The sequence below is a fragment of the Kitasatospora sp. NPDC114501 genome (assembly GCF_055633695.1).
In genome coordinates, this window is record NZ_JBVKDS010000009.1 from 246,341 (window position 1) to 272,585 (window position 26,245).

26 protein-coding genes and 1 pseudogene are annotated in these 26,245 nt (G+C 74.6%); 16 read left to right on the plus strand and 11 right to left on the minus strand.

Going from position 1 to position 26,245, the window contains the following annotated elements; translation table 11 throughout:
- The first annotated feature begins 130 nt into the window (after positions 1–130).
- Positions 131–940, plus strand: coding sequence for an alpha/beta fold hydrolase (locus ACZ7RU_RS19025; protein WP_470342067.1), 810 nt, complete (start codon positions 131–133; stop codon positions 938–940).
- A gap of 87 nt (positions 941–1,027) precedes the next feature.
- On the opposite strand, the gene ACZ7RU_RS19030 is transcribed toward ACZ7RU_RS19025, so the two are convergent.
- From ACZ7RU_RS19030 to ACZ7RU_RS19040, 3 genes are all read right to left on the minus strand, one after another.
- On the minus strand, positions 1,028–1,594 hold the full coding sequence (locus ACZ7RU_RS19030) for a hypothetical protein (protein ID WP_470342068.1): 567 nt from the start codon (positions 1,592–1,594) through the stop codon (positions 1,028–1,030).
- On the minus strand, positions 1,582–2,724 hold the full coding sequence (locus ACZ7RU_RS19035) for a serine hydrolase domain-containing protein (RefSeq protein ID WP_470342069.1): 1,143 nt from the start codon (positions 2,722–2,724) through the stop codon (positions 1,582–1,584). Before ACZ7RU_RS19035 ends, ACZ7RU_RS19030 begins: the two co-directional genes overlap by 13 nt.
- Positions 2,725–2,853: 129 nt before the next feature.
- Positions 2,854–3,225, minus strand: coding sequence for a winged helix-turn-helix transcriptional regulator (locus ACZ7RU_RS19040; RefSeq protein ID WP_470342070.1), 372 nt, complete (start codon positions 3,223–3,225; stop codon positions 2,854–2,856).
- Positions 3,226–3,327: 102 nt separating this feature from the next.
- Between ACZ7RU_RS19040 and ACZ7RU_RS19045 the strand changes: the two genes are divergently transcribed.
- From ACZ7RU_RS19045 to ACZ7RU_RS19060, 4 genes are all read left to right on the plus strand, one after another.
- Positions 3,328–3,954: an NADPH-dependent F420 reductase gene (locus tag ACZ7RU_RS19045; RefSeq protein ID WP_470342071.1), complete on the plus strand. Its 627-nt coding sequence runs from the start codon at positions 3,328–3,330 to the stop codon at positions 3,952–3,954.
- A gap of 61 nt (positions 3,955–4,015) precedes the next feature.
- Positions 4,016–4,576, plus strand: coding sequence for a DUF3885 domain-containing protein (locus tag ACZ7RU_RS19050; RefSeq protein ID WP_470342072.1), 561 nt, complete (start codon positions 4,016–4,018; stop codon positions 4,574–4,576).
- 62 nt (positions 4,577–4,638) lie between these two features.
- Positions 4,639–5,388: a hypothetical protein gene (locus tag ACZ7RU_RS19055; RefSeq protein ID WP_470342183.1), complete on the plus strand. Its 750-nt coding sequence runs from the start codon at positions 4,639–4,641 to the stop codon at positions 5,386–5,388.
- Between the two features lie 119 nt (positions 5,389–5,507).
- Positions 5,508–6,332 (plus strand): VWA domain-containing protein, encoded by an 825-nt coding sequence (locus tag ACZ7RU_RS19060; protein ID WP_470342073.1) that lies wholly within the window; start codon positions 5,508–5,510, stop codon positions 6,330–6,332.
- A 49-nt stretch (positions 6,333–6,381) separates the two neighbouring features.
- Here the strand turns inward: ACZ7RU_RS19060 and ACZ7RU_RS19065 are convergent, their stop codons facing one another.
- Positions 6,382–7,137, minus strand: a complete 756-nt coding sequence (locus ACZ7RU_RS19065; protein ID WP_470342074.1) for a class I SAM-dependent methyltransferase — start codon at positions 7,135–7,137, stop codon at positions 6,382–6,384.
- 284 nt (positions 7,138–7,421) lie between these two features.
- Here ACZ7RU_RS19065 and ACZ7RU_RS19070 point away from each other — a divergent pair, with 284 nt between their 5' ends.
- The gene (locus tag ACZ7RU_RS19070) at positions 7,422–8,798 is read left to right on the plus strand and encodes a pyridoxal-phosphate dependent enzyme (RefSeq protein ID WP_470342075.1); all 1,377 of its coding nucleotides are present in this window, start codon (positions 7,422–7,424) and stop codon (positions 8,796–8,798) included.
- On the opposite strand, the gene ACZ7RU_RS19075 is transcribed toward ACZ7RU_RS19070, so the two are convergent.
- Complete coding sequence (locus ACZ7RU_RS19075) at positions 8,795–9,469, minus strand: TetR/AcrR family transcriptional regulator (protein ID WP_470342076.1); 675 nt, start codon at positions 9,467–9,469, stop codon at positions 8,795–8,797. The two genes, ACZ7RU_RS19070 and ACZ7RU_RS19075, sit on opposite strands and share 4 nt — an antisense overlap.
- A gap of 252 nt (positions 9,470–9,721) precedes the next feature.
- Between ACZ7RU_RS19075 and ACZ7RU_RS19080 the strand changes: the two genes are divergently transcribed.
- From ACZ7RU_RS19080 to ACZ7RU_RS19100, 5 genes are all read left to right on the plus strand, one after another.
- On the plus strand, positions 9,722–10,690 hold the full coding sequence (locus ACZ7RU_RS19080; protein ID WP_470342077.1) for an ATP-binding cassette domain-containing protein: 969 nt from the start codon (positions 9,722–9,724) through the stop codon (positions 10,688–10,690).
- On the plus strand, positions 10,690–11,511 hold the full coding sequence (locus ACZ7RU_RS19085) for an ABC transporter permease (RefSeq protein WP_470342078.1): 822 nt from the start codon (positions 10,690–10,692) through the stop codon (positions 11,509–11,511). Before ACZ7RU_RS19080 ends, ACZ7RU_RS19085 begins: the two co-directional genes overlap by 1 nt.
- A gap of 60 nt (positions 11,512–11,571) precedes the next feature.
- On the plus strand, positions 11,572–12,558 hold the full coding sequence (locus tag ACZ7RU_RS19090) for an aldo/keto reductase (RefSeq protein WP_470342079.1): 987 nt from the start codon (positions 11,572–11,574) through the stop codon (positions 12,556–12,558).
- A gap of 176 nt (positions 12,559–12,734) precedes the next feature.
- A complete protein-coding gene (locus tag ACZ7RU_RS19095) occupies positions 12,735–13,292 on the plus strand; it encodes a DUF4188 domain-containing protein (RefSeq protein WP_470342184.1) in 558 nt (185 codons plus the stop codon).
- Between the two features lie 61 nt (positions 13,293–13,353).
- Entirely contained in the window at positions 13,354–14,079 is a 726-nt protein-coding gene (locus tag ACZ7RU_RS19100) for a C39 family peptidase (protein ID WP_470342080.1), read from the plus strand.
- Here ACZ7RU_RS19100 and ACZ7RU_RS19105 read toward each other — a convergent pair.
- Positions 14,045–14,899: an SCO6745 family protein gene (locus ACZ7RU_RS19105; RefSeq protein WP_470342081.1), complete on the minus strand. Its 855-nt coding sequence runs from the start codon at positions 14,897–14,899 to the stop codon at positions 14,045–14,047. The genes ACZ7RU_RS19100 and ACZ7RU_RS19105 overlap by 35 nt on opposite strands.
- A 266-nt stretch (positions 14,900–15,165) precedes the next feature.
- On the opposite strand from ACZ7RU_RS19105, the gene rpe reads away from it, so the two are divergent.
- Complete coding sequence (gene rpe / locus ACZ7RU_RS19110; RefSeq protein ID WP_387751062.1) at positions 15,166–15,849, plus strand: ribulose-phosphate 3-epimerase; 684 nt, start codon at positions 15,166–15,168, stop codon at positions 15,847–15,849.
- A 179-nt stretch (positions 15,850–16,028) separates the two neighbouring features.
- Positions 16,029–16,988: a pirin family protein gene (locus ACZ7RU_RS19115; RefSeq protein WP_470342082.1), complete on the plus strand. Its 960-nt coding sequence runs from the start codon at positions 16,029–16,031 to the stop codon at positions 16,986–16,988.
- Positions 16,989–17,104: 116 nt separating this feature from the next.
- Here the strand turns inward: ACZ7RU_RS19115 and ACZ7RU_RS19120 are convergent, their stop codons facing one another.
- From ACZ7RU_RS19120 to ACZ7RU_RS19130, 3 genes are all read right to left on the minus strand, one after another.
- Positions 17,105–17,650 carry a hypothetical protein gene (locus tag ACZ7RU_RS19120; protein WP_470342083.1) on the minus strand — a complete coding sequence of 182 codons (546 nt, stop codon included), beginning with the start codon at positions 17,648–17,650 and terminating at the stop codon, positions 17,105–17,107.
- Between the two features lie 448 nt (positions 17,651–18,098).
- A complete protein-coding gene (locus ACZ7RU_RS19125; protein ID WP_470342084.1) occupies positions 18,099–18,308 on the minus strand; it encodes a hypothetical protein in 210 nt (69 codons plus the stop codon).
- A 62-nt stretch (positions 18,309–18,370) separates the two neighbouring features.
- A complete protein-coding gene (locus tag ACZ7RU_RS19130; RefSeq protein ID WP_470342085.1) occupies positions 18,371–19,120 on the minus strand; it encodes an SDR family oxidoreductase in 750 nt (249 codons plus the stop codon).
- A gap of 356 nt (positions 19,121–19,476) precedes the next feature.
- On the opposite strand from ACZ7RU_RS19130, the gene ACZ7RU_RS19135 reads away from it, so the two are divergent.
- The 3 genes and pseudogenes from ACZ7RU_RS19135 to ACZ7RU_RS19145 form a co-directional block, all read left to right on the plus strand.
- A complete protein-coding gene (locus ACZ7RU_RS19135) occupies positions 19,477–19,848 on the plus strand; it encodes a cupin domain-containing protein (RefSeq protein ID WP_470342185.1) in 372 nt (123 codons plus the stop codon).
- Positions 19,849–20,250: 402 nt separating this feature from the next.
- Positions 20,251–23,049 carry an ATP-binding protein gene (locus ACZ7RU_RS19140; protein ID WP_470342086.1) on the plus strand — a complete coding sequence of 933 codons (2,799 nt, stop codon included), beginning with the start codon at positions 20,251–20,253 and terminating at the stop codon, positions 23,047–23,049.
- Positions 23,050–23,259: 210 nt separating this feature from the next.
- A pseudogene (locus tag ACZ7RU_RS19145) lies at positions 23,260–23,847 on the plus strand (sigma-70 family RNA polymerase sigma factor); the annotation flags it as partial.
- A 48-nt stretch (positions 23,848–23,895) separates the two neighbouring features.
- Here ACZ7RU_RS19145 and ACZ7RU_RS19150 read toward each other — a convergent pair.
- Entirely contained in the window at positions 23,896–25,047 is a 1,152-nt protein-coding gene (locus ACZ7RU_RS19150) for a glycoside hydrolase family 88 protein (protein WP_470342087.1), read from the minus strand.
- Positions 25,048–25,103: 56 nt separating this feature from the next.
- The gene (locus tag ACZ7RU_RS19155) at positions 25,104–26,093 is read right to left on the minus strand and encodes a hypothetical protein (protein WP_470342088.1); all 990 of its coding nucleotides are present in this window, start codon (positions 26,091–26,093) and stop codon (positions 25,104–25,106) included.
- Between the last annotated feature and the right edge of the window lie 152 nt (positions 26,094–26,245).

The following is a 26,245-nucleotide window of genomic DNA, read 5'->3' on the forward strand; positions in this document are numbered from 1 at the left end:
GATCGCGCCCGGGGATGACCTTCGTCACCGGGGCTCCCCCGGGAAGGGGACCCGCCGCCGGCGGATCTGAGCGTTCCGGGCGGTTGTGTCAGTCTGGTGGGGGAGCACCGCCGAGATCGGGAGGCTCGTGATGACCGAGATCAGGGTGAACGGGGTGGCGCTGCACTACGAGGCCCGTGGAGAGGGCCCCGGCGTCGTCCTCGTCCACGGTTCCTGGAGCGACGCGGACTCCTGGGCACGGGTGCTGCCGGGCCTGGCCGAGTCCACCACCGCGGTCGCCTACGACCGCCGGGGGCACAGTCGCAGCGAGGACCTGCTCACCCAGGGTTCGGTGCACGAGGACGCGGCCGATCTGGCCGGGCTGATCCAGGGGCTGGGCCTCGCGCCCGCCTTCGCCTACGGCGACTCCTACGGCGCGCTGGTCACCCTCCGGCTCGCCGCCGCCCGGCCCGACCTGCTGCGCGGGATCGCCGTGCACGAGCCGCCGGGCACCGGCATCCTGCTCGCCGACCCGGACCTGCGCCCGATCGGCACCGCCTTCGCCGACCGGATCGCCGCCGTCCGGGAGCTGCTGGAGCAGGCCGAGTCCGCCGCGGCCGCCGAACTGTACGTGGACAGCCTCGCCTTCGGCCCCGGCGCCTGGGAGCAGCTGCCCGCCCCGGTCCGGCACACCTACATCCGCAACGCGCCCACCTACCTGGACGAGCTGCGCGACCCGGACGCGCTCGACCTCGACCTCACCGGGCTCTCCCGGTTCGGCGAACCCGCGCTGCTCACCCAGAGCGACGACAGCGCGCCGATGTTCGGCGAGGTGCTGGACCTCATCGACCTCGCCCTGCCGAAGGCGGAACGCCACCTGTACGGGGGCGCCGGGCACGCTCCGCACCTGTCGCAGCCGGAGGAGTGGGTGCGGGTGGTGCTGCCGCGGGCGCTGGGCTGAGCCGGCCGCCGCGGTACCGGGTCTGCCGCGTACACCGGTCGGCCGTGCCCCGGCCGTTGTCACCGGTCAGCGGCGCCCCAGCCGTTGCTACCGCTCTGCCGCACCCCAGCCGTCGTCCGGCAGGGCCGCGTCCGGCTCGGGGCAGTCGACGTGCTCGTAGCCCCACAGCACCGCCTTGTACAGCACGAACTCCCCCAGCGGCGGCTCGTCGTAGGCGGGCCGGTCGGAGAGGACCAGCTCCACCCGGACCTCCTCGGCCGGCGAGAAGACCAGGTTCCGCTGGTCCGGGAGGTTCTCGTAGGTGACCGTCTCCCAGGTGCGACCGGTGGCGGCCAGCGCGGCCATCAGCTCGGTCTCGGTGACGCGGGTGTCGAGCATCACCGACCCGCCTCCCGGCTCGGGGAGTTCGAGCTCTCCCTGCCAGGCCGACAGGGACAGCGAGTGGAGTCGCCGGCAGCGGCAGAACACCGTCTGCGCGTCGCCCCAGCCGAAGGCGTGCGGCCAGCGGTCGCCGCGGTGGATGCCGCCGCCGTCCCACGGATCGCCGTAGCGGGCGGCGAGTTCGGGCAGCGAGGCACCGTAGCGCAGCGCGCCGAGGCCGCCGGTGGTGGCCAGGCCGGTGACGAGCGGGAGGAAGCCCGTCAGCCCAGGCACCCGCGCACCGCCTCGATCAGCCGGTTCGCCCGGGCGTCGCCGTGACCGATCATCCGGTTGGCGACGTAGCCGAAGCCGACGCCGAACTCGTCGTCCCCGAAGGCGAGCTGGCCGCCGGCGCCGTCGTTGCCGAAGCTGCGGGCGCCGAGCAGCGGGCGGAAGGCGGGGGAGTCCAGCAGCAGGCCGGAGCCCCAGCGGGCGCCCATGTCGAAGCCCAGGAAGCCCGCGCCGGAGGAGACTTCGCGCACCGCGTCGGTGACGGTGTCGTGCGAGAGCAGGCGGGGTGCACCGTCCAGGCCGGTGGCCGCCGCCGCGTAGAGGCCCGCCAGGCCGGTGGCCGAGGCGACGGCGCCCGCGCCGGGCAGCTCGATGGCGTGCAGGTCCGGGTCGTTCCAGCCGTGCGGCACGTCCAGGCCGGGGAAGACCAGGGCGCCGTTCATGGTGACGATCCGGGTGAGCAGGTGCTCCGGGCCGGGCATCGGGCGGCGGCCATCGGCCTCCACCAGCCGGGCCAGGCGCGGGAGTTCGCTCTCCGGCAGGCCGATCCAGACCGGCAGGCCGAGCGGCTCGGCAATCTCCTTGCGCAGGAACGCGCCCGGGGTCAGCCCGGTGATCCGGCGGATCACCTCGCCGACCGCGAAGCCCAGCACGTGGCCGTGGTACTCGTAGGTGGTGCCCGGCTCCCAGAGCGGTTGCTGCGCCTCGATCGCCCGGATCACCGGATCCCAGGCGGCGACCTCCTCGAAGGAGAGCACCGCGTCCAGGGCCGGGATCCCGGCGCGGTGGCCGAGGACCATCCGGGTCGTGACGGCCTGCTTGCCGCCCCGCGCGAACTCCGGCCAGTAGCGGGCGACCGGCGCGTCCAGGTCGAGCCGGCCCTGCTGGGCGAGCAGGTGCGCGGAGATGCTCACCGGGCCCTTGGCGCAGGAGAACACGGGGACGACGGTGTCCTGCGTCCAGGCCCGGCCGGTGCGCTCGTCGGCCGTGCCGCCCCACAGCTCGACCACCTTCCGGCCGCCGGCGAACACCGTGACGGCGGCGCCGAGTTCGGGGAACTCGGCGAAGTTGTCCGCGAAGACGTCCGCGACGGCGCCGAAGCGCTCGTCGGCCCAGCCCTGGTACTGCTGCATCTGTGGTGCCCCATTCTACCCTGTACTGCCGTCAAGATCGACCGAACCACGCTACGGGAGCCGGGCGGTCGTGACGAGGGGATTTCGCCAGGCCGGGGCCGGTGGGGCGGATGTGGCGGACTCGCCCGCCTACGCCGTGGCCGACGCCTCGTCGGCGCGGTCCTGGGCTTCCAGGACGCGATGGCCGTGTTCCGCCGACCACGCGCCCATCGCGCGGATCGGGACCAGGAAGCTGTGGCCCAGGTCGGTCAGCTCGTACTCGACGCGCGGGGGAGCTTCCGGGTAGGCCCGCCGCGTGACGAGCCCGTCGTACTCCAGGCGGCGCAGCGTCTCGTTGAGCACCTTGGCGCTGATCCCGCCGATGGCCGCGCGCAGTCGCCCGGGACGCATCGGGCCGTCCGCGAGGGCGAACACGACCACGCTGTTCCACCGATTGGTCAACAGGTCGAAGCCCACGCGCGCCCGACAGTCCGCCAGATACTCGCCGCCGCTCCCCGTCACGCCCCCGATTATGGGCCCCTGACGGGAACCGAACGGTTCCTCTCGGCCGGCCTAGATTCACTCCGACGAACGAACCGGCGGATCAGGCGAAGGGGAATCGACATGCGGATCGGAATCATGGGGGCGGGTGCCATGGCCGGGGCCCTCGGCGCGCACTGGGCGAAGGCCGGGCACGACATCGTGGTCGGAGCGCGCGACGCGGACAGGGCGGCGGGTCTCGCGGCCCGGCTCGGGGCCCGCGCGGGCACCTTCGCCGAGGCCGCCGCACACGGGGACGCGGTGCTCGCCGCGCTTCCCCACGCGGCGACGCTGGACGTGGTCGCGTCGCTGGCCGACACCCTCGCGGGGCGGGCCGTGATCGACTGCTCGAACCCGGTCGTGCCAGGGCCGGGCGGCCTCATGCTCACCACCGACGGCGGACCGTCCGCGGCCCGGCGGGTCGCGGACGCGGCGCCGGACGCGCACGTGGTGAAGGCGTTCAACGTGTGTGCCGCCGAGGTGTGGGCCCGGCACCCGGACGGTCTGGCGGTACCGCTGTGCGGGAACGACGCCGGCGCACTCGCCGTGGTACGCGCGCTGGTGACGGACGTGGGCGCGGTCCCGCTGGACGCGGGCGGCCTGGACCGGGCCGGCTACGTGGAAGCCACCGCCGCGTTCGTGATCGGGGTGTGGTTCGCGGGCGGTGACCCGCGCACGGTGTTGCCGCTCGTGGAGCACGCGCGGGGCTGATCGGCCGGGGCCGGGGGACGGACGTGGCAGACTCGCCGGTCGTCGAGGAGGAAGAGACCAGATGGACCGCGAGGCGCTGACGGCGCTCTGGGAGCGCCGGTGGCCCGGAACGGAGCCGGTCGGGTACGAGATCGACACCCGGGCGCGGGACGCCTGGGTGCGCTTCCACAGCCTGCCGGAGTCCAAGCGGTACCCCGACGACGAGCGCGAGTACGCGATCGTCCTGGAGCGCCACAACACCGTGCTGGACGAACTGTTCTCCGGCGCCGAGGTGTACGTCCTCACCCCGCGCTGGACGAGCCGGGCGAGCGTTCCCCGAATGCGCCGGGACGCGAAGCACTGGCGGACCTGGCTCCAGTCGGACGACCCCGAGCCGGAGTTCCGCACCTACTGCCACGTCTTCGTGGAGCGGCGGCAGTGGCAACGCGGCGGCCTGGACTGGCTGCTGCGCCGGGTCGCCGACGATCGGGAGGGCGGGGTGATCGTCACCGACACCGGCATGCGGCGGCTGTACCACCCGTACGACGGCGGCGCGGACGTCCACCTGACCACACCGGAGGAGCGCGACCGGCTGAAGGAGCGGCACGCCGACTGGCTGTCGCGCCACCCGGGCGGATGGTGAGCGGGGGGCACGCGAATTCGGATGACAGCTGTGGCCGGCTCCACGATCATGGGCCGGTGGCCATGGAACCGGACCGTCTCAGCCTGAACACCGTGTGCCCACCGAACGACAAGGGTGGCGTGCAGGTCCGCCCGGTCGTCAACGGCCGGGATCTCCTGGCCGAGGTGCTCCCCGGCGGCGTCGGAGGCTCGCGGTACATGGCAGCGGACCCCCGGTACCTGGTGGGCCGGGCCGGGTCCTTGCGCGCCACCGCGACGCCCCGCGAGGTCCGTCTCGCCTGGTCCGGGTGCGGGGTGGAGATGTGCTGTGGCGCCCTGTACGTGACGGTCAGGCGGGACGGGGAGCAGGTCGTCTGGGCGGACCTGCGCGACCGGGCGAACCAGGACTTCGGCCTGCCGGAACTCCGGTTCGACGCAGGCCAGTACGAGGCCGAGGTCCTGCGAGCCGGAGCGGACCGCAGGTGGCAGTGGCCGGGAGGATCGGTCGCGCAGCTGCTGGAGGACAGGCTGAGGGAACGCGAGGACTGGCTCGTCAGGTGGGACTGCGAGCTGGAAGCCGTCTGGGCCTCCCGCGACCGGCCCGATCGCATCCACCTCGTCCTGAGGCACCCCCGCGACCGGGCCGACACGGAGTTGCCCTACGTGCAGTTCGGGACGACCCTCTGGATCTCCGCAGACGCCCCGTCGGACCAGGCCGAGCAGCTCGCAGCGCGGCTGACCGCGGCAGATCCCCGGGCCACCGCCGAAGTCTGGGGCGGGTACGAGGTCGATCAACTGGGCTACCCGTGGCCGTCCGACCCGCTGTTCCTGTGAACGGCCGGTTCGCGTAGCGGCTTGCCGCCGCGCCCGTTCGCGCCGCAGAGTGTCCGGGGCGCGTCGACGATCACGCGCTCGGCAGCCCCCGGTTGTCGCGGTGAGTGAGGGAGTGGCCCGTGGCCGTCAGTCTGAGCAAGGTCGAGCAGAGCGCGCCCGCGCTGGTGAACCTCTACAAGACCGCGAGCGCCTCGGTGGAGCGGAGCGGGCTGAGCGGCCAGCGGTTGGCGGTGTACCTGGTGATCGACTACTCCGGCTCCATGAAGCCGTACTACAAGGACGGCAGCGTCCAGGCGCTCGCGGACCGGGTGCTGGGGCTGTCGGCCAACCTGGACGACGACGGGAGCGTGCCCGTCGTGTTCTTCTCCACCGAGGTGGACGCGGAGGAGGAGATCGCCCTGGCCGACCACGCGGGCTGGATCGACCGGATCGTCGCGCGCCTCGGCCACATGGGCCGGACCAGCTACCACCTGGCGATGGACGCCGTGGTCGAGCACTACCGGAAGAGCGGCACCACGGCGCCGGCCCTGGTGCTGTTCCAGACGGACGGTGGGCCGATCAACAAGGGCGCGGCGGAGGAACGGCTGTGCGAGGCCGCGAAGCTGCCGATCTTCTGGCAGTTCGTCGGGTTCGGTGACCCGGACAGCCGACAGTTCGACTTCCTTCGGAAGCTGGACGGGTTGGCGGTCCCGGCGCGACGGCCCATCGACAACGCGGGCTTCGTCCACCTGGGAAACGACCCCCGGAAGGTCTCCGACCAGAAGCTGTACGACCTGCTGCTCGCGGAGCTTCCGGTGTGGCTCGAGGCCGCCCGGGCCCAGGGCATCGCACCGCAGGGCCCGGAACTGCGGGTGCCCGTCGGCGCTGCGGCTGCTCCGGCTCCGGAGCAGCCGCACCGCAGGGGCCTCCGGGCCGCTCTGACCGCTTGGCTGGCCAGGAGGTAGCGCAGACGGGGGGCGCTCAGCCTCCGCGGCCGCCAACTCCTCTGCGTGCTCAGGCCTTGCGTGCCTCGATGAGGGTCCTGGAGGAATGGGCGACGAAGAGGCCCTCAGCCTGGATCTTCTCGTGCAGCTCGTGCAGTCGGCCGCGGTACTGCTCGACCGTGAAACCGGGCACCGTCCAGATCACCTTGCGCAGGAAGTAGATCACGGCGCCGACGTCGAAGAACTCCATCCTCAGCCGCTCGGTGCGCACATCGACGATCTCCAGGCCGGAGGCCTTCGCAGCCGCGGTCTCGTCGTCGGGGTGCCGCTTCCGGCGTGCCCCGGGCTGCGGCCCCAGGAAGTACTCCACCAGCTCCCACACGCTCGCAGGCCCGACGTGCTGGGCGAAGTACGTCCCACCCGGTCGCAGCACCCGCGCGATCTCGGACCACCACACCGTCGCGGGATGCCGACTGGTCACCAGGTCGAACGCCTCATCGGCGAACGGCAACGGCGGCTCGTCCGGGTCGGCCACGACCGCCGCCCCGCGCGGGTGCAGCAGCCTGGTGGCCTTGGCCACGTTCGGCGGCCAGGACTCCGTGGCGACCATGGTCGGCGGCAGCTTCTCCGCCCCGGCCAGAACCTCCCCGCCACCGGTCTGGATGTCGAGCGCCGCCGACACCACCGCGAGCCGCTGACTCATCGCCTGCTGGTAGCCCCACGACGGGCGCTCCTCGGTCGCCCGGCCGTCCAGCCAGGAGAAGTCCCAGCCTTCCACGGAAGCCGACTCGGCTTCGGCGACGAGTTCTTCGAAACTGCGAGACATACTCGAATTATTACGCCCTGACCCACCCAAACGCCCACAGTATTCCGCCATGGCCCCGGCGTGCTCCTCCCGTACGACGAGTCCACGGAGGGCGAGGAGCCGCCGTCCACCACGGTCGCTGGCCCGGCCACCGGGAGTGCGGCTGCTTCGGGCCGTTGATCCGACCACCGGTCACCTTCCGCACACGGCCGTCCCGACGGGTCAGGCGCGGCGTCGCCACCGTCTACCGAGCCCCTGGCCTGGGCAGGCTCGGGCTGAGACAGTGCTAGCGAAAGGGGCCGACCATGGCCGCAGTTCACGAATCCGTCCTCGACGCGATCGGCGGGACGCCGCTGATCCGCCTGGCCCGGCTCGGCGCCGGGATCGCCGCGCCGATCTACGCCAAGGCCGAGTTCCTCAACATCGGCGGCAGTGTCAAGGACCGGGCCGCGCTGTCCATGGTCCTCGCCGCCGAGCGGGACGGCCTGCTGAAGCCCGGCGGGACGATCGTCGAGGCGACCTCCGGCAACACCGGCATCGGCCTGACCATCGTCGGACGGCAGCGCGGGTACCGGGTGATCGCCGGGGTGGCCGACAGGTCGTCGGCCGAGAAGTCCGACATCCTGCGGGCGTACGGCGCGGAGGTGGTGCTCGCGCCGACCTCGGTGCCGCAGGAGGATCCGAGGCACCTGTTCAACGTGGTCCGGCGGCTGGCCGAGGAGATCCCGGGCGCCTGGCTCGCCAACCAGTACGACAACCTGGCCAACCCCGACGCCCACATCCGGACCACCGGCCCCGAGATCTGGGAGCAGACCGGCGGCCGGGTGACCCACTTCGTCGCGGGCGTCGGCACCGGCGGCACCATCACCGGTACGGGGACCTCCCTGAAGGAGGCCTCCGGCGGCGCGGTCACCGTGGTCGGCGCGGACCCGGAGTCCTCCTCCTACGGCGGCGGCGACGGCAGCCCGTGGTACGTCGAGAGCATCGGGCACTACCTCCACCCCGACACCGTCGAGGACCGCTGGCCGCAGGCGCTGCGGTCGGAGGTGATCGACTCCTACGAGCGGATCCCGGACCGCGAGTCGCTGCTGACCGCCCGCCGGCTCTCGCGGGAGGAGGGCCTGCTGGCCGGTCCTTCCTCGGGTACGGCCGTCGCGGCGGCCCTGCGGGTGGCGCGCCGGCTGGGGCCGGACGACCTCGTCGTGGTGGTGCTGCCGGACTCGGGGCGCTCCTACCTGTCCAAGGTGCACAGCGACGCGTGGATGCGGGCGTGGGGCTTCCTGGAGGAAGACGGGGGCGGCCTGCGGCCGCTGCTGGAAGCCGCCCGCCCGCTGGTGTCGGTGCCCGTCGACTCGACCGTGGGCGATGCGCTGGAGGCGCTGCGCACCGTACCCGGTGGCGTCGCCCCGGCCGTGCTGGCGCGGGCGGCGCGCCCCTTCGGGGTGGCCGCGGCGGAGGTGGTCGGCTCGGTGTCCCGGGCCGCGCTGGCGGCGGCGCTCGCGGACGGCGCGGCCAAGCCGGGCGACCCGCTGGGCGCACTGGTCGGACCGGTGCTGCCGACGGTCGGGGTCGGGCAGTCGGCGGCCGAGGCGCGGGCGGTGCTCGGGCAGACGCACCGGGCGGCGATGGTCCTGGTGGACGGGCGGGTGGCCGGGGTGCTGCCCGGGGAGGCGCTGCGCTAACTCCCGTCCGCCGGTGCCAGGATGGCGGTGATCACCCGGTCCAGGGTGCGGTCGAACGCGCGGTCCGGGTCGGCGGGCGGGCCTGCGGTGGCGAACGCCTGGGCCAGGTGCGGGAATTCACCGCTCGCCGCCGCCCGGCCGAGGTAACCGATCAGCTCCGCCTGCCACTTGGCGCCCGCGGCCGCCGTGTGCTCGTACTGCGCGAACTGGCCGACGAAGCCGTTGAACAGCGCCATCGCCTCCATCCGGTCGCCGCCGCCGAGGCCGGTGGGGGCGGTGGCGGCGAGGAAGTGGTCGGTGTAGCGCAGGGCGTTGGGACCGATGCTCGGGCGGGCCAGTACCAGGGCGGGCAGCCAGGGGTGGCGGCGGAAGATGGCCAGCTGCTGGTGGGCGAGGTCGGTGAGGTCGGCCCGGACGTCGCCGCTGGGCGCCGGCGGGAGCCGGTACTCGGCGGCGGCCGCGTCGAGCATCAGGTCGAGCAGGTGCTCCTTCTTCGGCACGTAGTTGTAGAGCGACATGGTGCCCGCGCCGAGCGCCGCCGCGACCCGCCGCATGGAGACCGCGTCCAGGCCCTCGGCGTCGGCGATCCCGATGGCCGCGGCGGCGATCGAGTCGCGGCTGTGGGCCGGGCGCGGGCCGCGGCCGGTGCGCTCGGGGCGCAGCCAGATCACTTCGGGGGCCTCGGGGGGCGTGGGTCTGCCGGACGCCGGTGCGGGCCCGGCCGGGGCGGGCGCGCTGGACGGCGTGGGCTTGCTGGGCGGAGTCGGTTCGCTGGACGGGATCGGTTCGCTGGGCGGAGTCGGTTCGCTGGACGGCACTGGAAGATCACCTCGCTCTCCTCATCGTAGATACGTACGGCGTACGTAGTACGATGCGCTTGCGCGCGCTTCTACGTACGCTGTACCTAGAGAAGGGGCAGAGCCATGTCCGACACCACCCGGGCCGCCATCGAGATGGCGGGCGTGGAGAAACGCTTCGGAGCCACCGAGGCCCTGCGCGGCCTCGACCTCACCGTCCCGGCCGGCACCGTCTGCGGCCTGCTCGGCCCCAACGGCGCAGGCAAGACCACCGCCGTCCGTGTCCTCGCCACCCTGGTCGCCCCCGACCGCGGCACCGCCAGGGTCGCCGGGCACGACGTCGTCCGGGACGCCGAGGACGTCCGGCGCGCCATCGGCCTCGCCGGGCAGCACGCCGCCGTCGACGAGGGCGTCACCGGCCGCGACAACCTGCGGCTGCTCGGCCGGTTGCACCACCTCGGCGCCCGCCGGGCCCGGGAGCGCGCCGACGAACTGCTCACCCGCTTCGACCTCACCGAGGCCGCCGACCGGCTCGTGCGCACCTACTCCGGCGGCATGCGCCGACGCCTCGACCTCGTCGCCAGCCTGGTCACCAGCCCGCCGGTGCTCTTCCTGGACGAACCCACCACCGGGCTCGACCCGCGCAGCCGACAGGCGATCTGGGACACCGTCAAGGAACTGGCGGACGGCGGCACCACCGTGCTGCTCACCACCCAGTACCTGGAGGAGGCCGACCGCCTCGCCGACGACATCGTGGTGGTCGACCACGGCGCCGCCATCGCCACCGGACCACCGCACCGGCTCAAGGAGGCGATCGGCAGCCAGGTCTCCGTCACCCTGGCCGACGCCGCGCAACTCGCCGCCACCGCCGTGGTGCTGTCCTCGATGACCGGCGGCGACGCGCAGGTGGACGTCGCCGAGCGGACCGTCACGGTGCTGACCGTCCCGGGCGTGTCCGTCCTGCTGCCCTCGCTGGTGCGCGAGTTGGACGGCGCCGGGGTCGTCGCCGAGGACGTCGCGGTGCGGGCGCCCTCGCTGGACGACGTGTTCCTCGCCCTCACCCAGGAGCCCGCCGACACCGGGAGGGCCGCCTGATGGCCATTGCCGTTCACGCCGCTCCACGACCGTCCGCGGCCGGCCGGCTGGTGTCCGACACCTGGACCTCGACGCTCCGCGTGCTGCTCAACTACCGCCACTCGCCGGGCCTGTTGGCCGCCTCGCTGGCCGTGCCCGTGGTGATGGTGGTGGTCTTCGGGTACGTCTTCGGCAGCGCCATGCGGGTGCCCGGCGGCGGTGACTACCGGGAGTTCCTGATGCCCGGCATGTTCGCCATGGTCGCCACCAACGGGATCATGCCCACCATGGTCGGCGCCGCCCGCGACGTCGGGCGCGGGGTCACCGACCGGCTGCGCTCCATGCCGGTCTCCCGCACCGGACTGCTGCTCGGACAGACCCTCGCCGACCTGCTGGTCAGCGTGGTCGTCCTGGCACTGCTGGCCCTGGTCGGCCTCGCCGTCGGCTGGCGCGCCCGGCACGGACTCGCCGACGCGGCCGGGGCGTTCGCCCTGCTGCTGCTCTTCCGCTTCGTGATGACCTGGGTCGGCACCCTGCTCGGCCTGGCCGTCGGCAAGGAGGAGGCGGCCGGTCAGCTGTCCGTCGCGGTCTTCCCGCTGGCGATGATCACCAACGCCTACGTGCCGACCGGCGGCATGCCCGGCTGGCTGCGCCTCCTCGCCGACTGGAACCCGGTCAGCTCCGTCGTCCAGGCCTGCCGGGAGCTGTTCGGCAACCCCTCGGCGGCCGGCACCGCCTGGCCGACGCAGCACGCCGTCCCCGCCGCACTGCTCTGGAGCGCCGCGCTGCTCGCGACCTGCGTGCCGCTCGCCGTACGGAAGTTCGCCAGCCACGGGCGGTGATCGGCCGGGTCCGGCGAAATGGGCTGGACACCGGGACCGGTGCGACCGAAGGTGGGCGCCATGGAGTACACCCACCTCGGCCGCACCGGCCTGACCGTCTCCCGCCTCTGCCTCGGCACCATGAACTTCGGCCCCCACACCGAGGAGGCCGAGGCCCACCGCCTCATGGACACCGCCCACGAGCGCGGCATCAACTTCTTCGACACGGCGAACAGTTACGGCCGCGACAGCACGGGCGGCCAGCGGGGCCGTACCGAGGAGATCATCGGGCGCTGGTTCGCCAAGGGCGGCGGCCGCCGCGAGCGCACCGTGCTCGCCACCAAGGTCTACGCCGACATGGGCGACTGGCCCAACGAGAGCAGGCTCTCCGCGCTCGCCATCCGCAAGGCCGTCGAGGCCAGCCTGCGCCGCCTGCAGACCGACCACATCGACCTGTACCAGATGCACCACATCGACCGGGCCACGCCCTGGGAGGAGATCTGGCAGGCGATGGAGGTCCTGGTCGCCCAGGGCAAGATCGTCTACGTCGGATCCAGCAACTTCGCCGGCTGGCACATCGCCCAGGCCCAGGAGACCGCCCGGGCCCGCCGCTTCCTCGGCCTGGTCAGCGAGCAGTCCCTCTACAACCTGCTCGACCGCGCCGTCGAGCTGGAGGTCGTCCCCGCCCTCCAGCACTACGGCCTCGGGCTGATCCCGTGGTCCCCGCTGCGCAGCGGACTGCTCGGCGGCATCCTGCGCAAGGAACGCGAGGGCACCCGCGAGCGCAGTGCGATGCCCCACGCGAGCGAACTCCTCGGCAGGCACCGCGACCGCATCCAGGCCTACGAGGACTTCGCCGCCGAACTCGGCGCCGACCCCGCCGACCTCGCCCTCGCCTGGCTGCTCTCCCGCCCCGCCGTCACCGCTCCGATCATCGGCCCCCGCACCCCGGCCCACCTCGACGCCGCGCTCGGCGCGCTCGACCTCAAGCTCGACCAGGAGACCCTCGACCGCCTCGACGAGCTCTTCCCGGGCCACCGGACCGCTCCGGAGGACTACGCCTGGTAGGCCGCGTCCGGTGGGGCCGCCCGCTGCCCCGGGCGGGTGGGCGGCCCACGGTCGGCGTGCCGCCAACCGTCCTTCTCCGTAGCCGAATCGTGCCCGTGGCGAGCCTTGACCGGGGCGCCCGGCGCTGATGTAGTCACGGCCTACATGGGCAAGGTACGGGGGAGGCGGATTTGTCCCTGTTCGCCAGACCGCAGCCGGGTTTCACCACCGCCGCCGCCACCGGCGACACGGTGGTGCTGCTGATCGGCATGCGGATCAACCGGTTCTGGGCCGTGCACCACTGGGCCCCGGTGATGTACGCGATGCTCCGGATGCTGTACGAGCTGCGCCGCGCCCCCGAGCGCGGCCTGCGCGGCCGCATCCTGCTGACCGCCTCGCCGCGCACCTACTACGTCGTCCAGTACTGGGAGTCGAAGGAGAAGCTGTACGGCTACGCGCACGCGCCGGACGGCTTCCACCACACCGTGTGGGGCATCGCCAACCGCAAGCAGCGGGAGGGCAAGGTGCGCGGGCACGTCGGGCTCTGGCACGAGACGTACATCGTGCCGCCGGGCGGGTACGAGTCGATCTACTTCGACATGCCGCCGTTCGGCCTGGCCGCCGCCACCGGGTCGCTGCCGGTGGAGGCGCGGGGGCGGAACGCGGCGCAGCGGCTGGCGTACCGGGAGCCGGCGGCCGGCGGGGCGGGCGCGCCCGGCGGGGTCGGCGGGGCTGGAGGGACCGGCGGCGCCTGAGCGCGGCCGCGCCGGGAGTGTCGCCGGTCGTCCGGCCGCCGTGCCGTGAGAGCGTCGGGGGATGGTGGATCTGGGTGACGCGCGGCCGCAGGCGCCGGCGCGGCCGTTGCGGGTGGTGCACGACGTGCCGTACCACGCGCAGTGGGAGTCGGCGGAGCTGGTGCGGGAGATCGTCGACGGGCGGCTGGACGCGTCCGCCGACCCGCGCTGGGGGCAGTCCGGCGCGGCCACCTCGGAGGAGTACGCCTGGTGGTCCTGGCGGCTGTGCGGGGTGGCCTGCCTGCGGATGGCGCTGGCGCACTGGTGGGGCGTGAGCCCGGCGGCGATGGCGCTCGCGGGCGAGTGCGTGGCGGCCGGCGCGTACCGGCGCGACGGCGAGAGCCTGCACGGGCTGATCCACGCGCCGTTCGCCGACTACGTCGAGCGGCGCTGGTGGCTGACCGCGCGAGCAAGGGAGTTGACGGAGCGTCAAGTAGCGGCGGAGGTGGCCGACGGCCGACTGGTGATGGTGTCGGTGCACCCGTCGATCCGGGAGCCGCACGGGCCGGAGCCGGTGCGGCGCGGCGGGCACCTGGTGCTGGCGGTGGGCGCCACGGACACGGCGCTGCTCATCCACAACCCCTCCGGGTTCCCGGGGGAGTCGCAGGCCTTCGCGCGCGTGCCGTGGCGGTCGTTCGGGCGGTTCTACGCCGGGCGGGGGATCGTGCTGGGCCCGCCCGGGCCGTCCTCGTCCGGACGCAACGGACCGGCCGTCACTGGTTGTTGTCCGGCAGTCCCATCGGGTTGATCGGCAGCCGGCCGCGACAGAGCGCCGAGATCGGCTTCAACGCGGCGGCCAGCCGGTCGAGTTCGGTACGCGGGTAGCCGTCCCAGACCCGGGCGGCGGCCAGGTCGGTGGCGGCCTCCAGGCTCTGGTGGCGGATCCGGCCGAGCTCGGTGAGCGCCCCCTCGGCGGTCAGCCAGCCGCGCTCGACCAGGCGCTCGGCGGCCGCCTCCCACTCGGCGTCCGTCCATCCGCGGAGCGGCTGGATCATCTCGCGCCGCATGTCCATCGCGCAGCGGACCACCAGCGCCTCGCAGCCGTCCAGCCCGGCCGCCACCAGGGCGGCCACGTGGCCGTCGCCGCGGTGCTCGCGCATCACGGTGGCGGCCTGCCAGAGCCGCTCGTACAGGCCGCTCGGGCGGGGGAGCGCGGCGTTGGCGGCGGCCAGCACCCGGCCGGCGCAGTCCAGCCGGGTGGCGGCCTGCTCCAGGCTCTCGGCGACCAGCTCGACCTGGTCCCGGTCCACGTGCTCCAGCAGCCCGCCCAGGATCGTCGCCGAGGCCTTCAGCCGGGCGGTCAGCGCCTCCTCGGGGCTCGTGCGGGTCCACACCTCCGGCAGGGCGCGCTCGACCATCGCCGGGGCGAAGGTGAAGAACGCGGCGGTCACCGGCGGGGCGTCCACCGCGCCCAGCGGGGCCGCGCGGGTGCCGAAGTAGCCGTGCAGGCGGCCGCGCAGACCCGCCTCCTCGAAGGCGGTGCCGCCCTCGGGCAGGAAGTAGGTGACGGCGTGCACCGGCTCGAAGAGCCACCACAGTGCGCGGGCGGGGTGGACGGGATCGGTCATCGGGAGACCTTCCTCGGACGTGTCAGGACTGTGGGCCGTTCCGGGACCGCGGGCCGTTCCGGGACTGCGGGCCGTTTCCAGGACTGCGGACCCTTCCAGGGCTGATGACCACGGCGAGGGCCCCGGTAACCCCGGAGCGGGTGTGATGACGGTCACGCGGAGGTCGCCGAGTGCGGTCGGCGGCGGTGGCGCGCGGGATGATGGGATGAGGTGCCCGCTCCGGGGGCGCCCAGCCCTCGCAAGCCCTCGTACGAAGGTAGTCGGTCATGGCCCAGATCAACCCCAGCATCCTGTCCGCGGACTTCGCCCGGCTCGCCGACGAGGCCGAGGCCGTCCGGGGTTCCGACTGGCTGCACGTGGACGTCATGGACAACCACTTCGTGCCCAACCTGACCCTCGGCGTGCCGGTGGTCGAGTCGCTCGCCCGCGCCACCGACATCCCGCTCGACCTCCACCTGATGATCGAGGACCCCGACCGCTGGGCCCCGCAGTACGTCGAGGCCGGCGCCGGCTCGGTCACCTTCCACGTCGAGGCCGCCGCCGCGCCCGTCCGGCTCGCCCGCGAGATCCGCGCCAAGGGCGCCCGCGCCTCGATGGCGCTCAAGCCGGGCACCCCGATCGAGCCGTACGAGGACCTGCTGCCCGAGCTCGACATGGTGCTGATCATGACCGTCGAGCCCGGCTTCGGCGGCCAGGCCTTCCTGGACATCATGCTGCCGAAGATCCGCCGCACCCGGGAGCTGATCGCCAAGCACGACCTGGAACTGTGGCTCCAGGTGGACGGCGGCGTCGCGGCCGACACGGTCGAGCGCTGCGCGGAGGCGGGCGCGGACGTGTTCGTGGCCGGCTCGGCGGTGTACGGCGCCGAGGACCCGGCCGAGGCGGTCCGCAACCTGCGGGAGCTGGCCGGCAAGGCGTCGGCCGACGCCTGGTGGGCCTGCGGGCACTGAGGCCCGCCCGCTCACCGCTCACCGCTCGCCGTTCCGACGGCCGGACGGCCGGGCGCGGGTGGAGGAATGCCGCACCGTGGCGGATGATCGGTGACGGCGTCCCCGAGAACCCCGCCCGGCCCGTCCACCCCGTACGGCGCCGGCCCCTCTCCGTCTCCCCGTACGGTGGTGGAACCGCGATGAGCAACCTCGACACCAGGCCCGCCCCGACCAGCTGCGGCCGCGAGGCCGGCACCGGCCCCGTGAAGGACCTGCTGACGGCCCGTCAGTTCCCGCTCGGCGAAAGCACGGTGGTCCGCCGGCTGCTGCCCAACCTGGGCCGCCGGATGGTCGGCGCCTGGTGCTTCGTGGACCACTACGGGCCCGACGACATCGCCGACGAGCCCGGCATGCAGGTCCCGCCGCACCCGCACATGGGGCTGCAGACGGTCAGCTGGCTCCACCAGGGCGAGGTGCTGCACCGCGACAGCCTCGGCAGCCTCCGGACAGTCCGGCCGTACGAGCTGGGCCTGATGACGTCAGGCCGGGCGATCTCGCACTCCGAGGAGTCCCCGCGTCCGCACGCCCGCCACCTGCACGGCGCCCAGCTCTGGGTCGCCCTCCCGGACGCCAGCCGGCGCGTCGCCCCCTCCTTCGAGCACCACCCCGACCTGCCCGTGGTCACCGCCCCGGGCCTGCGCGCCACCGTCATCCTCGGCACCCTCGACACCGCCACCTCGCCCGGCACCACCCACACCCCGCTGGTCGGCGCCGACCTCGCCCTCACCGACGGCACGGACCTCCGCCTGCCGCTCGTCCCCGACTTCGAGTACGCCGTCCTCGCCATGTCCGGCCGCACCGACGTCGACGGCGTCCCGGTCGAGCCCGGCTCCATGCTCTACCTCGGCTGCGGCCGCCCCGACCTCCCGCTCCGCGCCCACGGCGACGCGGCCGTCCTCCTCCTCGGCGGCCAGCCCTTCGACGAGAGGATCGTCATGTGGTGGAACTTCATCGGCCGCTCGGGTGACGAGATCGCGCAGGCGCGGAACGACTGGGAGAACGGCTCGCGGTTCGGCGAGGTGCACGGCTACGCGGGCGCCCGCCTGCCCGCCCCGGAGCTGCCCGGCATCCCGCTGAAGTCGCGCGGACGGGCGCGCTGACCTGGGGAAACGTCGGACTGGACGGGCTGTTCCCCTGCCGGCGGCCACTGTGCCGCGACGGCCGGGGCCCGGTGGTGGGCGGTGGGTCGCTGGTTCGGGTGCCGGATGAGGTCGACTCACACGGCGCGGTACAGGCCGCGGCCGGTGCGGCGGACGCGGGAGGAGGCGACCAGGCGGTCGAGGGTGCTGCGGACGGCGTTGATGCTGCCGCTGTCGGTGGCGCGGCCGAGCGCCTCGGCGACGTCGCGGGCGCGCACGTCGGCGTCGCCGGCGTCGTCGAAGTAGGCCAGGATCCGTTCGGTGAGCCTGCCGTACTGCTTCGGGGCGCCCTCCTCGCCAACCGGCTCCGGCATGGCGCCGCGGCCCTCGCGCCCGGCAGCGGCGGGGGCGTCGGCGGTGACGGAGGCGTCGTCCGGGCCCGCCGCGGGCCGGGACGGCCGGGGCGCGGAGGCTCCGGCGCCACCCGGACCCGAGGACCCAGGCCCGGCGGAGGACATCAGGGCCTGGAGGGCGTCGAGCGCCCGCTTGACGGAACCGAGATGGGCGACGACCGCGGCCAACTCCCGCTCCAGGGCCTGCTTCTGTACCTCCAGCCGGGCCAGGTCCTCCTGGAGGCCCTCGGCCGTGACCTCGATGTGATGTGCCGTGTGGGTGACAGACACCTTGTGTTCCTCTCGTCCTCGACCCCGGTGGTCGCGTCCGCGCCCGGCCCGCCCCGGCCGGCCGTCCGGCTCCCCGCAGGGACCGCGTCACACCCTAGCGAGGAGCCCCGCGCACCCCCGGCGCCGACAGCCGCTCAGCGCCGGGGCGCGGGACGCACGGTGTCGGTCCTCGACCGCGCCCGGGGACGGCCCGGTTCCAGGAGCACGGCTTGTCGGGATCGGTGACGACCCGGCTCCGGGCGATGCGAGGGCCCGCGAGGTCGAGGCCGAGGACCGCCGCGGCCCGCCGGTCGTACCGCACGCCGCCTGCCCCGCGCACCGCCGCGTTCGTCGACCGGCCCCCCGATCGGCGGCGCCTCGCCGGCGGACTCCACGGGCCCGCCCTCCCGCTCCCGCGGCTCGTCGTCACCGGCCGGGCGATCGGAGGGAGCCGACCGCCCGGGGGCGCTCAGGACCCGGGGGAGGACGGTGCGGGCACCTGTCCCGCACCGGCGCCCCGGAGCCGCTGCAGGGAGTCGGACACGGACCGCATCCGGAGGTCGAGCAGGGCGAGCGTGCCGCGCAGTTCGGCGGCGCGGGCCTGGAGCGCGGCGGCCTCCGCGGCGAGGGACCGCGCGGCGGCCGCGAGTGCGGGCGGGGTTCCCGGGATGGTGGTCATCACGCGTCCTGTGTCGGCGGGGCAGGAAGGGACGGAGGGCAGCGGGCAGGGGCGGGGGATGCTCACGGCCGGGGCCGGGCGAGCCAGTCGGCGAAGCGGGCCCCGGCGATGTGCGCGCCGGGGCCGGGCAGCAGTGTGGTCTCCCGCAGCTCGCTGCCGAAGTACCCGGCGTGCGGGTCGGTCACCACGGTGCGCGGGTCGCCGTCGGCGGCCAGGGTCTCGCGGACGAGTTCGTCCAGCCGGAAGGTGTCGGGACCGGCCACCTCGACCACGCCGTTGACGGGGGAGCCGACGGCCGTACGGCCCACGACGGCGGCCACGTCGTCCGAGAGGACGGGACGGATCCCGACCGGGGCGAGGCGCACGGTGTCGCCGTCGGTGGCCGCGGCGGCGATGCCCCGCACGAACTCGAAGAACTGGGTGGCGTGCACGATGGAGTAGGGCAGCCCGGACGCCTCGATCAGCTCCTCCTGCGCCTGCTTGGCCCGGAAGTAGCCGCTCGCCTGGAGGCGTTCGGTGCCGACCACCGACAGGGCGACGTGGTGGGCGACACCGGCCTCGGCCCCGGCCTTGAGGAGGTTGGCCGTCGAGGTGCGGAAGAACTCCATCACCGCGTCGTCCGCGAACGAGGGGGAGTTGGACACGTCGACGACGACCCGGGCGTCGTGGAGCACCTCGGCGAGGCCCGCACCGGTGAGCGTGTCGACGCCGGTGCTCGGCGCGGCCGCCACCGCCTCGTGGCCCTGTTCGCCGAGGCCGGCGACCAGCTTCGATCCGATCAGTCCGGTGCCGCCGATGACTACGACCTTCATGGGGGATCCTCTCGGGATGTTCGGGTTCCGGGTCCTCACCAGGTAAAGACCGGGCTGACGCGACGGTTGTGACGGCAGGCCGGAAGAATCCCGAACTCCGTCCGTCCTCGCCCGGACGGCCTACGGGGCGAGCGTGACGGCCGTCGGCATCCCGGTGCTGTGACACCCGCGACGCTCCCCACGTGTCACACATCCCCACCGTGCCCGGTCAACACTGCCGAAGGGCGGGGGAGAAGCACCCCGCCCGGAACCAGGCGACGGACGGAAGGTGCACGACAGTGTCGGACCACCACGCAGGACACCCGCACCCGGCCGGCGACCCGGCGTCGTCGGCGAGCTGGACGACCGCGGCCCGGATGCTGCAGGACGCCGGGCCGCTGACCATCCCCGAGGGCGCCTCCGCGATGACCGTGCGGATCGAGTGGGAGCCGGGCGACCCGGGCACCCCGCCGCACCGCCACTCCGGGCCCGCCTTCGGGTACGTGGTCGAGGGCGCGGTCCGCTTCGAGCTGGAGGGCGAGCCCGAGCGGGTGGTGGAGGCCGGCGGCACCTTCTGGGAGCCGGGCGGCGACGCCATCCACTACCAGGACGGCAACGCGCTCGCCGACGCGCGGACCCGGTTCGTGGTGACCATGCTCTGCGCCCCCGGCAGGCCCATGCTCGAACTCGTCTCCGAGGAGGAGCTCGAGCAACGCGCCCACCTCCGCGCCCCGCGCCCCGCCGGGTGAGGACGCCGCCGGGTGGGGCGCCCCACCCGGCGGCGGGAGTCCGTCTTCCCGTCACCGTCCGGGAGTCGATCCGGGGGTGCGCGACCCCGGCTGCCCGGTCGGGTCCGGCGAGAGGCCGGCGACCTCGCCGCGGGCCCCCGGGATCCTGCGGATCGACCACGACCACTGGACGCCGCTGCAGAAGCCGGCCGAGGTCGCGCAGCCGTCGAGCCACACCGGGCGGCGCACCCGGATCGGGCGAGTGAGCCCCCGGCGCCGGACGCCGCAGTGCGGTGACGGAGCCTCACCGTGGCGGTCCCGCAAGGGAACCGGCGCACCGTTTGTTCGTCCACGCGAGCTGATGCATGATGAGGACGGCCTGAGCCGATCAGGGCCGAACCTTGAACTGCATGGTGGTGGTGGATGGCGGGCGGCGCCCCTCGGCGCGGGTCGCGCGGCCCGCGCGGGCTACCCGCGCTGCGCGGCCGGCGGGGCGAATGCGGAGCGCTGGACCAGGTGATCGCCGGTGCCCGGACGGGCCGGGGCCAGGTGCTGGTGCTGCGCGGCGAGCCCGGAGTCGGCAAGTCCGCCCTGCTGGAGTACCTGGTGGACGGCGCGACGGGCTGCCGGATCCTGCGGGCCGTCGGCGTCGAGTCCGAGATGGAGCTGCCCTTCGCCGGACTGCACCAGCTGTGCGTGTCCCTGATGGACCGCCTCGACCGCATCCCCGGCCCGCAACGCGACGCCCTGTCCGTCGCGTTCGGACTGAGCGCGGGCAGCGCGCCGGACCGCTTCCTGGTGGGCCTGGCGGTGCTCAGCCTGCTGGCCGAGGCCGCGGAGGAGGAGCCGCTGGTCTGCGTCGTGGACGACGCCCAGTGGCTCGACCGGGTCTCCGCCCAGACCCTGGCCTTCGTCGCCCGTCGGCTGCTCGCCGAGCGGGTGGCGCTGGTGTTCGCGGTGCGCGCCTCGGCGCCCGCCGCGGACGGCGACCCCTTCCGCGGGCTGCCCGAGACCGTCGTCCGGGGGCTGCGCGAGGACGACGCACGGGCGCTGCTGGAGTCGCTGGTCCCCGGCCGGCTGGACGAGCGGGTCAGGGACCGCATCGTCGCCGAGACCAGCGGCAACCCGCTGGCCCTGCTGGAGCTGACCAGGGGACTGACCGCCGCCGAACTGGCCGGCGGCTTCGGGCGCCCGGACGCCCGCCCGCTGGCCGGCCAGATCGAGCAGACCTACCTGCGGCGCATCGGATCGCTGCCGGCCGCCGCCCAGCGGCTGCTGCTGGCGGCGGCCGCGGAACCGGTGGGCGACGTGCCGCTGCTGCGCCGGGTCGCCGAGCGGCTCGACATCGACGCGGACGCCGCGGGAGCCGTCGAGGCGGCCGGACTCGTCGAGTTCGGCACCCGGGTGCGCTTCCGCCACCCGCTGGTGCGCTCGGCGGCCTACCGCGCCGCCGACCCCACCGTGCGCCGGGACGTCCACCGCGCACTGGCCGAGGCGACCGACCCCGACGTCGACTCCGACCGCCGGGCCTGGCACCGCGCCCACGCGGCCCTCGAACCCGACGAGGCCCTGGCGGGCGAGCTGGAGCGCTCGGCCGGCCGGGCCCAGGCCCGCGGCGGGATCGCCGCGGCGGCGGCGTTCCTGAGACGGGCCACCGAGCTGACGCCCGACCCGGTCCGCCGCGGAGCCCGGGCCGAGGCCGCCGCCCGGGCCGCGTTCGACGCCGGTTCCCCCGACGCGGCGCTCGAACTCCTCGCCGCCGCCGAGCTGAGCCGGCCGGACGAGGCACAGCACGCCCGACTGACCCGGCTGCGCGCCCAGTTGGTGCTGGCCCGCAGGCGCGGCGGCGAGGCGCTGCCCCTGCTGCTCGACGCGGCCGGCCGACTGGCCCGGACCGGCGACGCGCACGCCCGCGAGGCCTACCTCGACGCCATCGGATCGGCGGTCTACGCCGGACGCCTGGCGGACCGCACCGGCGTGCGGGAGGTCGCCGAGGCCGCCCGCACGGCACCGCCCGCACCACACCCGGCGCGGCCCACCGACCTGCTCCTGGACGGCCTGGTGGCCTGGTTCGCCGACGGCTGCGCCGCCGGGGGACCGCTGCTGAGGTCGGCGCTGGGGGCGTTCCGGCAGGCCGCCGCGCACGAGGGCGGCGACGCCATGCGCTGGCTCTGGCTGACCTGGCTGGTCGCCGGAGAGGTCTGGGACGACGAGACGTGGCACCGGCTGACCGAGCGGGCGGTCAGGTCGGCCCGCGAGAGCGGCGCCCTCAACTTCCTGCCGCTGGCGCTCGGATACCGGGCCGTCCTGTCCGTGCACACCGGCGACTTCGACCTCGCCGCGGCGCTCGTCGAGGAGGCCGGAACCCTCGCGGAGGCGGCCGGCCACTCGCCGATGGGCTACCCCTCGATCCTGCTCACGGCCTGGCGCGGCGAGGGCGAGCAGGCCGCGGAGACGATCCGCAGCGGCGTCGCGGAAGCGACCTCGTGGGGCGAGGGGCGGGCGATCGGCGCCGAGCACTATCTCCTCGCGGTCCTGTACAACGGCCTCGGCCACTACCGGGAGGCCCTGGAGCAGGCCGAACAGGCCGTGGCGTACGAGGACCTGGCGCTCGTCGGGTCCGCCCTGGCCGAGCACGTCGAGGCGGCCGTACGGGCCGGTGCCCCCGAGGCGGCCGGTGCGTCGCTGCGCCGGCTGGAGGAACGCGCCGAGGCCGGCGGTACGGACTGGGCCCTGGGCGTGCTGGCCCGCTCCAGGGCCCTGGCGAGCGAGGGCCCGGCCGCCGAACGGCTGCACCGGGAGGCCGTCGAGCGCCTCGGGCGCGGCCGGATCGCCGTCGACCTCGCCCGCGCCCACCTGGTGTACGGCGAGTGGTTGCGCCGTGAGAACCGGCGGACGGACGCGCGCGAGTACCTGCGCACCGCCCACGGGATGCTGCAGCGCTTCGGCGCCCGCGCCTTCGCCGAGCGCGCGCGGCGCGAACTCCTGGCCACCGGCGAGACGGTACGGCACCGCCCGGCCGAGGCGGGCGACCTCCGCGAGGCGCTCACCGCCCAGGAGGGGCAGATCGCCCGGCTGGCCGCCGACGGCATGACGAACGCGGAGATAGCCGCCGAACTGTTCATCAGCCCGCGCACCGTGGAGTGGCACCTGGGCAAGGTCTTCACCAAGCTCGACGTCACCTCGCGCAACAAGCTCCGCACGGTGCTGGCCGGTCCCTGACGGCCGGGGCGCCGAAGGCCCGGGGGGACACCCGGGGGTGGACCGGGGATCTCCCCGGCGCCCCGGGACGGGTCCGGACGGCAGCGTGTCCACCAGGGCATCGACGGATGCCGGGTGTCGAACGGAGCCGTGGTGACCGAGTGCGAAGAACAGTCCGCAGAGTGGTCGGGGACGTGGACGGCCCCCCGGCCGGCCGCCGGGGACGGCGCCCTGGAGGAGGCCGCGGCCGTCTTCGAGGGCCTGCGGCCGCACCTCTTCGGCATCGCGTACCGGATGCTGGGCAGTGCGGTCGAGGCGGAGGACGTGGTCCAGGACGTGTGGCTGCGCTGGCAGAAGACCGACCGCACGGCCGTGATCAGCCCGGTGGCCTTCCTGTCGCGCGCCACCACCCGGCTGGCCATCAACGTGGCCCAGTCCGCCCGCTCGCGCCGCCAGAGCTACGTCGGCGCCTGGCCGCCCGACCGCGTCGACACCACGGCCGACCCCGAGGCCGGCGTGCAGCAGGCCGAGGAGCTCGAACTCGCCCTGCTGCTGGTCCTGGAGACGCTGACGCCTGCGGAGCGGGCGGTGTACCTCCTGCGGGAGGCCTTCGAGTACACCTACACCGACATCGCCGGCATGCTGCGCCTCAGCGCCGTCAACGTCCGCCAGATCGCCAGCCGGGCCCGCCGCCGCCTCGCGGCCGGCCGGCGGGAGAGGGCGGACGCGGGGGAGCACCGGCGGCTGCTGGAGGTCTTCCTCGCGGCGGCCAGGACCGGCGACGTCGGCTCCCTGGAGGAGTTCCTGGCCCCGGCCGCCGCCCGGTAGCCCGCCGGGCGCCCCCGCGCGGCCCGCCACCCGGCGCGGTCAGGAGGCCAGCCGGGCGACCTGCGAGCCGGCCAGCAGGAAGGCGCCGACCCCGAAGTCGGCGGTGCTCTCGTAGGTGATCGGCCGGCTCGACTCGGGGCGGTCCCCGGTGCCCTGGACCCAGCCCAGCCTCCCGTCCGGGTGCACGGCGTCCCGCACGAGCGCGTTCCAGCCCCTGGCGAGGACGGGCAGGTAGGTGGCCCGGTCGACCACGCCGGTGCGGATGGCGTGGGCCAGGCCGAAGCAGAACAGGGCGGTCCCGCTCGACTCCCGGCCGGGCAGGTGCCCGGGGTCGGCCAGGGACGGGTTCCAGAAGCCGTCCGGGCGCTGCCGGGCCAGCAGGGCGCGGCTCATCCCCTGCATGTTCCACCGGTACTCGGGCGCCCGCCGGTCGGTGGACGGCAGGACGGCCAGCACCTTGGCGTGGGCGGCGTAGGCCCACCCGTTGCCCCGGGACCAGAACACCGGCCTGCCGTCCGGCGACAGCCGCCCGGCGCCGCCGGGGGACCAGGTGTCGTCGCGGTACCAGAGCTCGTGGGTGTAGTCGTACAGGCCGCCGCCCCGGACCCGCTTGGTGTGGTCGTACAGCGCGTACATCTTCGCCCAGTACGCGCTGTCGCCGCGCAGCGCGCCGAGCCGGGCCATCGGCGGCATCGCCATGTGCAGGGCGTCCACCCACCACCAGTCGTCGTCCTTCTCGGGCCGGTCGGTGTGGACCATCCGGTGCAGGGACGTCTCGATGGCCGCGATCCGCTCCTCCCCGCCGCGCACCTCGTGGATGTCCAGGTACACCTGGCCGGCGTTGTGGTTGTCGGCGTGCCGGGTGGTCACCCCGCCGGCGAGGCCGTAGTCGTGCTTCTCCGCCCAGGACTCGGCGTAGGCGAGGTAGCGCGGCTCGCCGGTCAGCCGGTAGGCGGCCATGGTGCCGCCGAAGTAGGTGGCCCTGGCCCAGAGGTTGTCGCCGGGATCGCCGTGGCCGTTGATCCAGTGGTCGTTGACCCGGCGCACGCTCTCCACGACCGCGGCCCGGCCGGGCAGCACGTCGGCCGGGGCCGCCTGCGCGCGGCCGGCCGCCGTGACGGGGCCGGCCGCCGTGACGGGGCCGGCGAGGGACAGGGCGGCGGAAAGCCGCAGAAAGTTCCGGCGTCGCATGGTGGTGCCTCCTGCTGGAAGGGCCCCGCCGCCGGGGCGGCAGGGCCGGGTCGTGGTCAACTCGGCGGCAGACCATCGAAGTTGGGGATGATGCGGAGCAGCCGCTGGTAGTCGGCCGGGGTGTTCAGCGCCCCGTTGCGGGGGCCGATGGTGATGCGGTCCGCGGCGGGATAGGCGGTGGTGGAGCTCGGGGCCTGGGGGAAGGTGCCGCCGCCCGGCGCCCGCGCGGCCCGGTAGCGGTCGGCGATCTCGCCGGCCACCGCGTAGGTGCGGGACCGCAGCTCCCTGGTCCGGTCGTCGATGACGACCTCGCTCGACACCCCGTTCGCCAGGGCTGCCCCCATCCGGTCGCGGAACGGCGCCCAGCGCGCCGCGTCCGCGTAGGCCGGGCTGACCGTCAGCAGGGCGGCGGCGATCTGCGGGAGGTACCGGCCGACCTGGTCGGGCCCGGGCAGGCCGCCGAGGCTGGCGGCGGCGGCCAGGAAGCCCACCGTGCTGATCCTGGTCGGGGCGTCCAGCCCGCCGGAGACCACCAGGTCGTACCAGCGGTCGAAGGACCCGGAGATGCCCAGGCGCACCGCCCGGCGGGACGTCCCCGGCGTGTCCGCGAAGGCCCGCAGCTCCGCGACCACGTCCGCGTTGGCGTCGTCGAAGTAGTAGACGGTCCCGGCCCCGGTGAGGAACCCCGCGAGGTAGCCGGTGCGCGGGTTCAGGAACAGCACCACCTGGCGGGCCGACAGGTGGTTGCGGACGTCGACCCCGATCACCCCGTCCTGGTAGGACTGGGTGAACCTGACCCCCGGCAGGAAGGCCGGCCCTCCCGCCTCGTAGTCGCGGATCCGGGTGAGCGCGGAGTAGTACCGCGCCGTGCCGTCGTCCGTGTCCGGTCCCTGCCCGTCCGCCAGCATGTGGACCGCCCACGACACCTCCCCGCCCGGCACGCTCGCCCCGGCCGGCTGGACACCGGCCCCCACGGCCGTCAGGACGGCGGACAACCCCACCACCGCGGAACGCAGGGCACGGCGGACGGAAAGTGTGGATGACACGGTGTTTCAGCTCCCTGATTCGCACGGCGGACGCGGTCACGGGCGGCCGGCCACCGGAAGCACCGGCCACGGCGACCACACAGATGACCGGGCAGAACCGCCCGGTGTGACAGACCGGGGCCCCGGCACCCGCGCCCGCACCGCCGGCAGCC

What these genes read in the sequence shown, in the direction of transcription:
- ACZ7RU_RS19045 (WP_470342071.1), top strand. Translation starts at nt 3,328, where the DNA reads ATGCGGATCGGAATCATGGGGGCGGGTGCCATGGCCGGGGCCCTCGGC.
- ACZ7RU_RS19105 (WP_470342081.1), bottom strand. Translation starts at nt 14,899, where the DNA reads ATGACCGATCCCGTCCACCCCGCCCGCGCACTGTGGTGGCTCTTCGAG.
- rpe (WP_387751062.1), top strand. Translation starts at nt 15,166, where the DNA reads ATGGCCCAGATCAACCCCAGCATCCTGTCCGCGGACTTCGCCCGGCTC.
- ACZ7RU_RS19080 (WP_470342077.1), top strand. Translation starts at nt 9,722, where the DNA reads ATGTCCGACACCACCCGGGCCGCCATCGAGATGGCGGGCGTGGAGAAA.
- ACZ7RU_RS19135 (WP_470342185.1), top strand. Translation starts at nt 19,477, where the DNA reads ATGCTGCAGGACGCCGGGCCGCTGACCATCCCCGAGGGCGCCTCCGCG.
- ACZ7RU_RS19085 (WP_470342078.1), top strand. Translation starts at nt 10,690, where the DNA reads ATGGCCATTGCCGTTCACGCCGCTCCACGACCGTCCGCGGCCGGCCGG.
- ACZ7RU_RS19090 (WP_470342079.1), top strand. Translation starts at nt 11,572, where the DNA reads ATGGAGTACACCCACCTCGGCCGCACCGGCCTGACCGTCTCCCGCCTC.
- ACZ7RU_RS19025 (WP_470342067.1), top strand. Translation starts at nt 131, where the DNA reads ATGACCGAGATCAGGGTGAACGGGGTGGCGCTGCACTACGAGGCCCGT.
- ACZ7RU_RS19125 (WP_470342084.1), bottom strand. Translation starts at nt 18,308, where the DNA reads ATGACCACCATCCCGGGAACCCCGCCCGCACTCGCGGCCGCCGCGCGG.
- ACZ7RU_RS19065 (WP_470342074.1), bottom strand. Translation starts at nt 7,137, where the DNA reads ATGTCTCGCAGTTTCGAAGAACTCGTCGCCGAAGCCGAGTCGGCTTCC.
- ACZ7RU_RS19130 (WP_470342085.1), bottom strand. Translation starts at nt 19,120, where the DNA reads ATGAAGGTCGTAGTCATCGGCGGCACCGGACTGATCGGATCGAAGCTG.
- ACZ7RU_RS19050 (WP_470342072.1), top strand. Translation starts at nt 4,016, where the DNA reads ATGGACCGCGAGGCGCTGACGGCGCTCTGGGAGCGCCGGTGGCCCGGA.
- ACZ7RU_RS19115 (WP_470342082.1), top strand. Translation starts at nt 16,029, where the DNA reads ATGAGCAACCTCGACACCAGGCCCGCCCCGACCAGCTGCGGCCGCGAG.
- ACZ7RU_RS19070 (WP_470342075.1), top strand. Translation starts at nt 7,422, where the DNA reads ATGGCCGCAGTTCACGAATCCGTCCTCGACGCGATCGGCGGGACGCCG.
- ACZ7RU_RS19055 (WP_470342183.1), top strand. Translation starts at nt 4,639, where the DNA reads ATGGAACCGGACCGTCTCAGCCTGAACACCGTGTGCCCACCGAACGAC.
- ACZ7RU_RS19100 (WP_470342080.1), top strand. Translation starts at nt 13,354, where the DNA reads ATGGTGGATCTGGGTGACGCGCGGCCGCAGGCGCCGGCGCGGCCGTTG.
- ACZ7RU_RS19035 (WP_470342069.1), bottom strand. Translation starts at nt 2,724, where the DNA reads ATGCAGCAGTACCAGGGCTGGGCCGACGAGCGCTTCGGCGCCGTCGCG.
- ACZ7RU_RS19140 (WP_470342086.1), top strand. Translation starts at nt 20,251, where the DNA reads ATGGCGGGCGGCGCCCCTCGGCGCGGGTCGCGCGGCCCGCGCGGGCTA.
- ACZ7RU_RS19150 (WP_470342087.1), bottom strand. Translation starts at nt 25,047, where the DNA reads ATGCGACGCCGGAACTTTCTGCGGCTTTCCGCCGCCCTGTCCCTCGCC.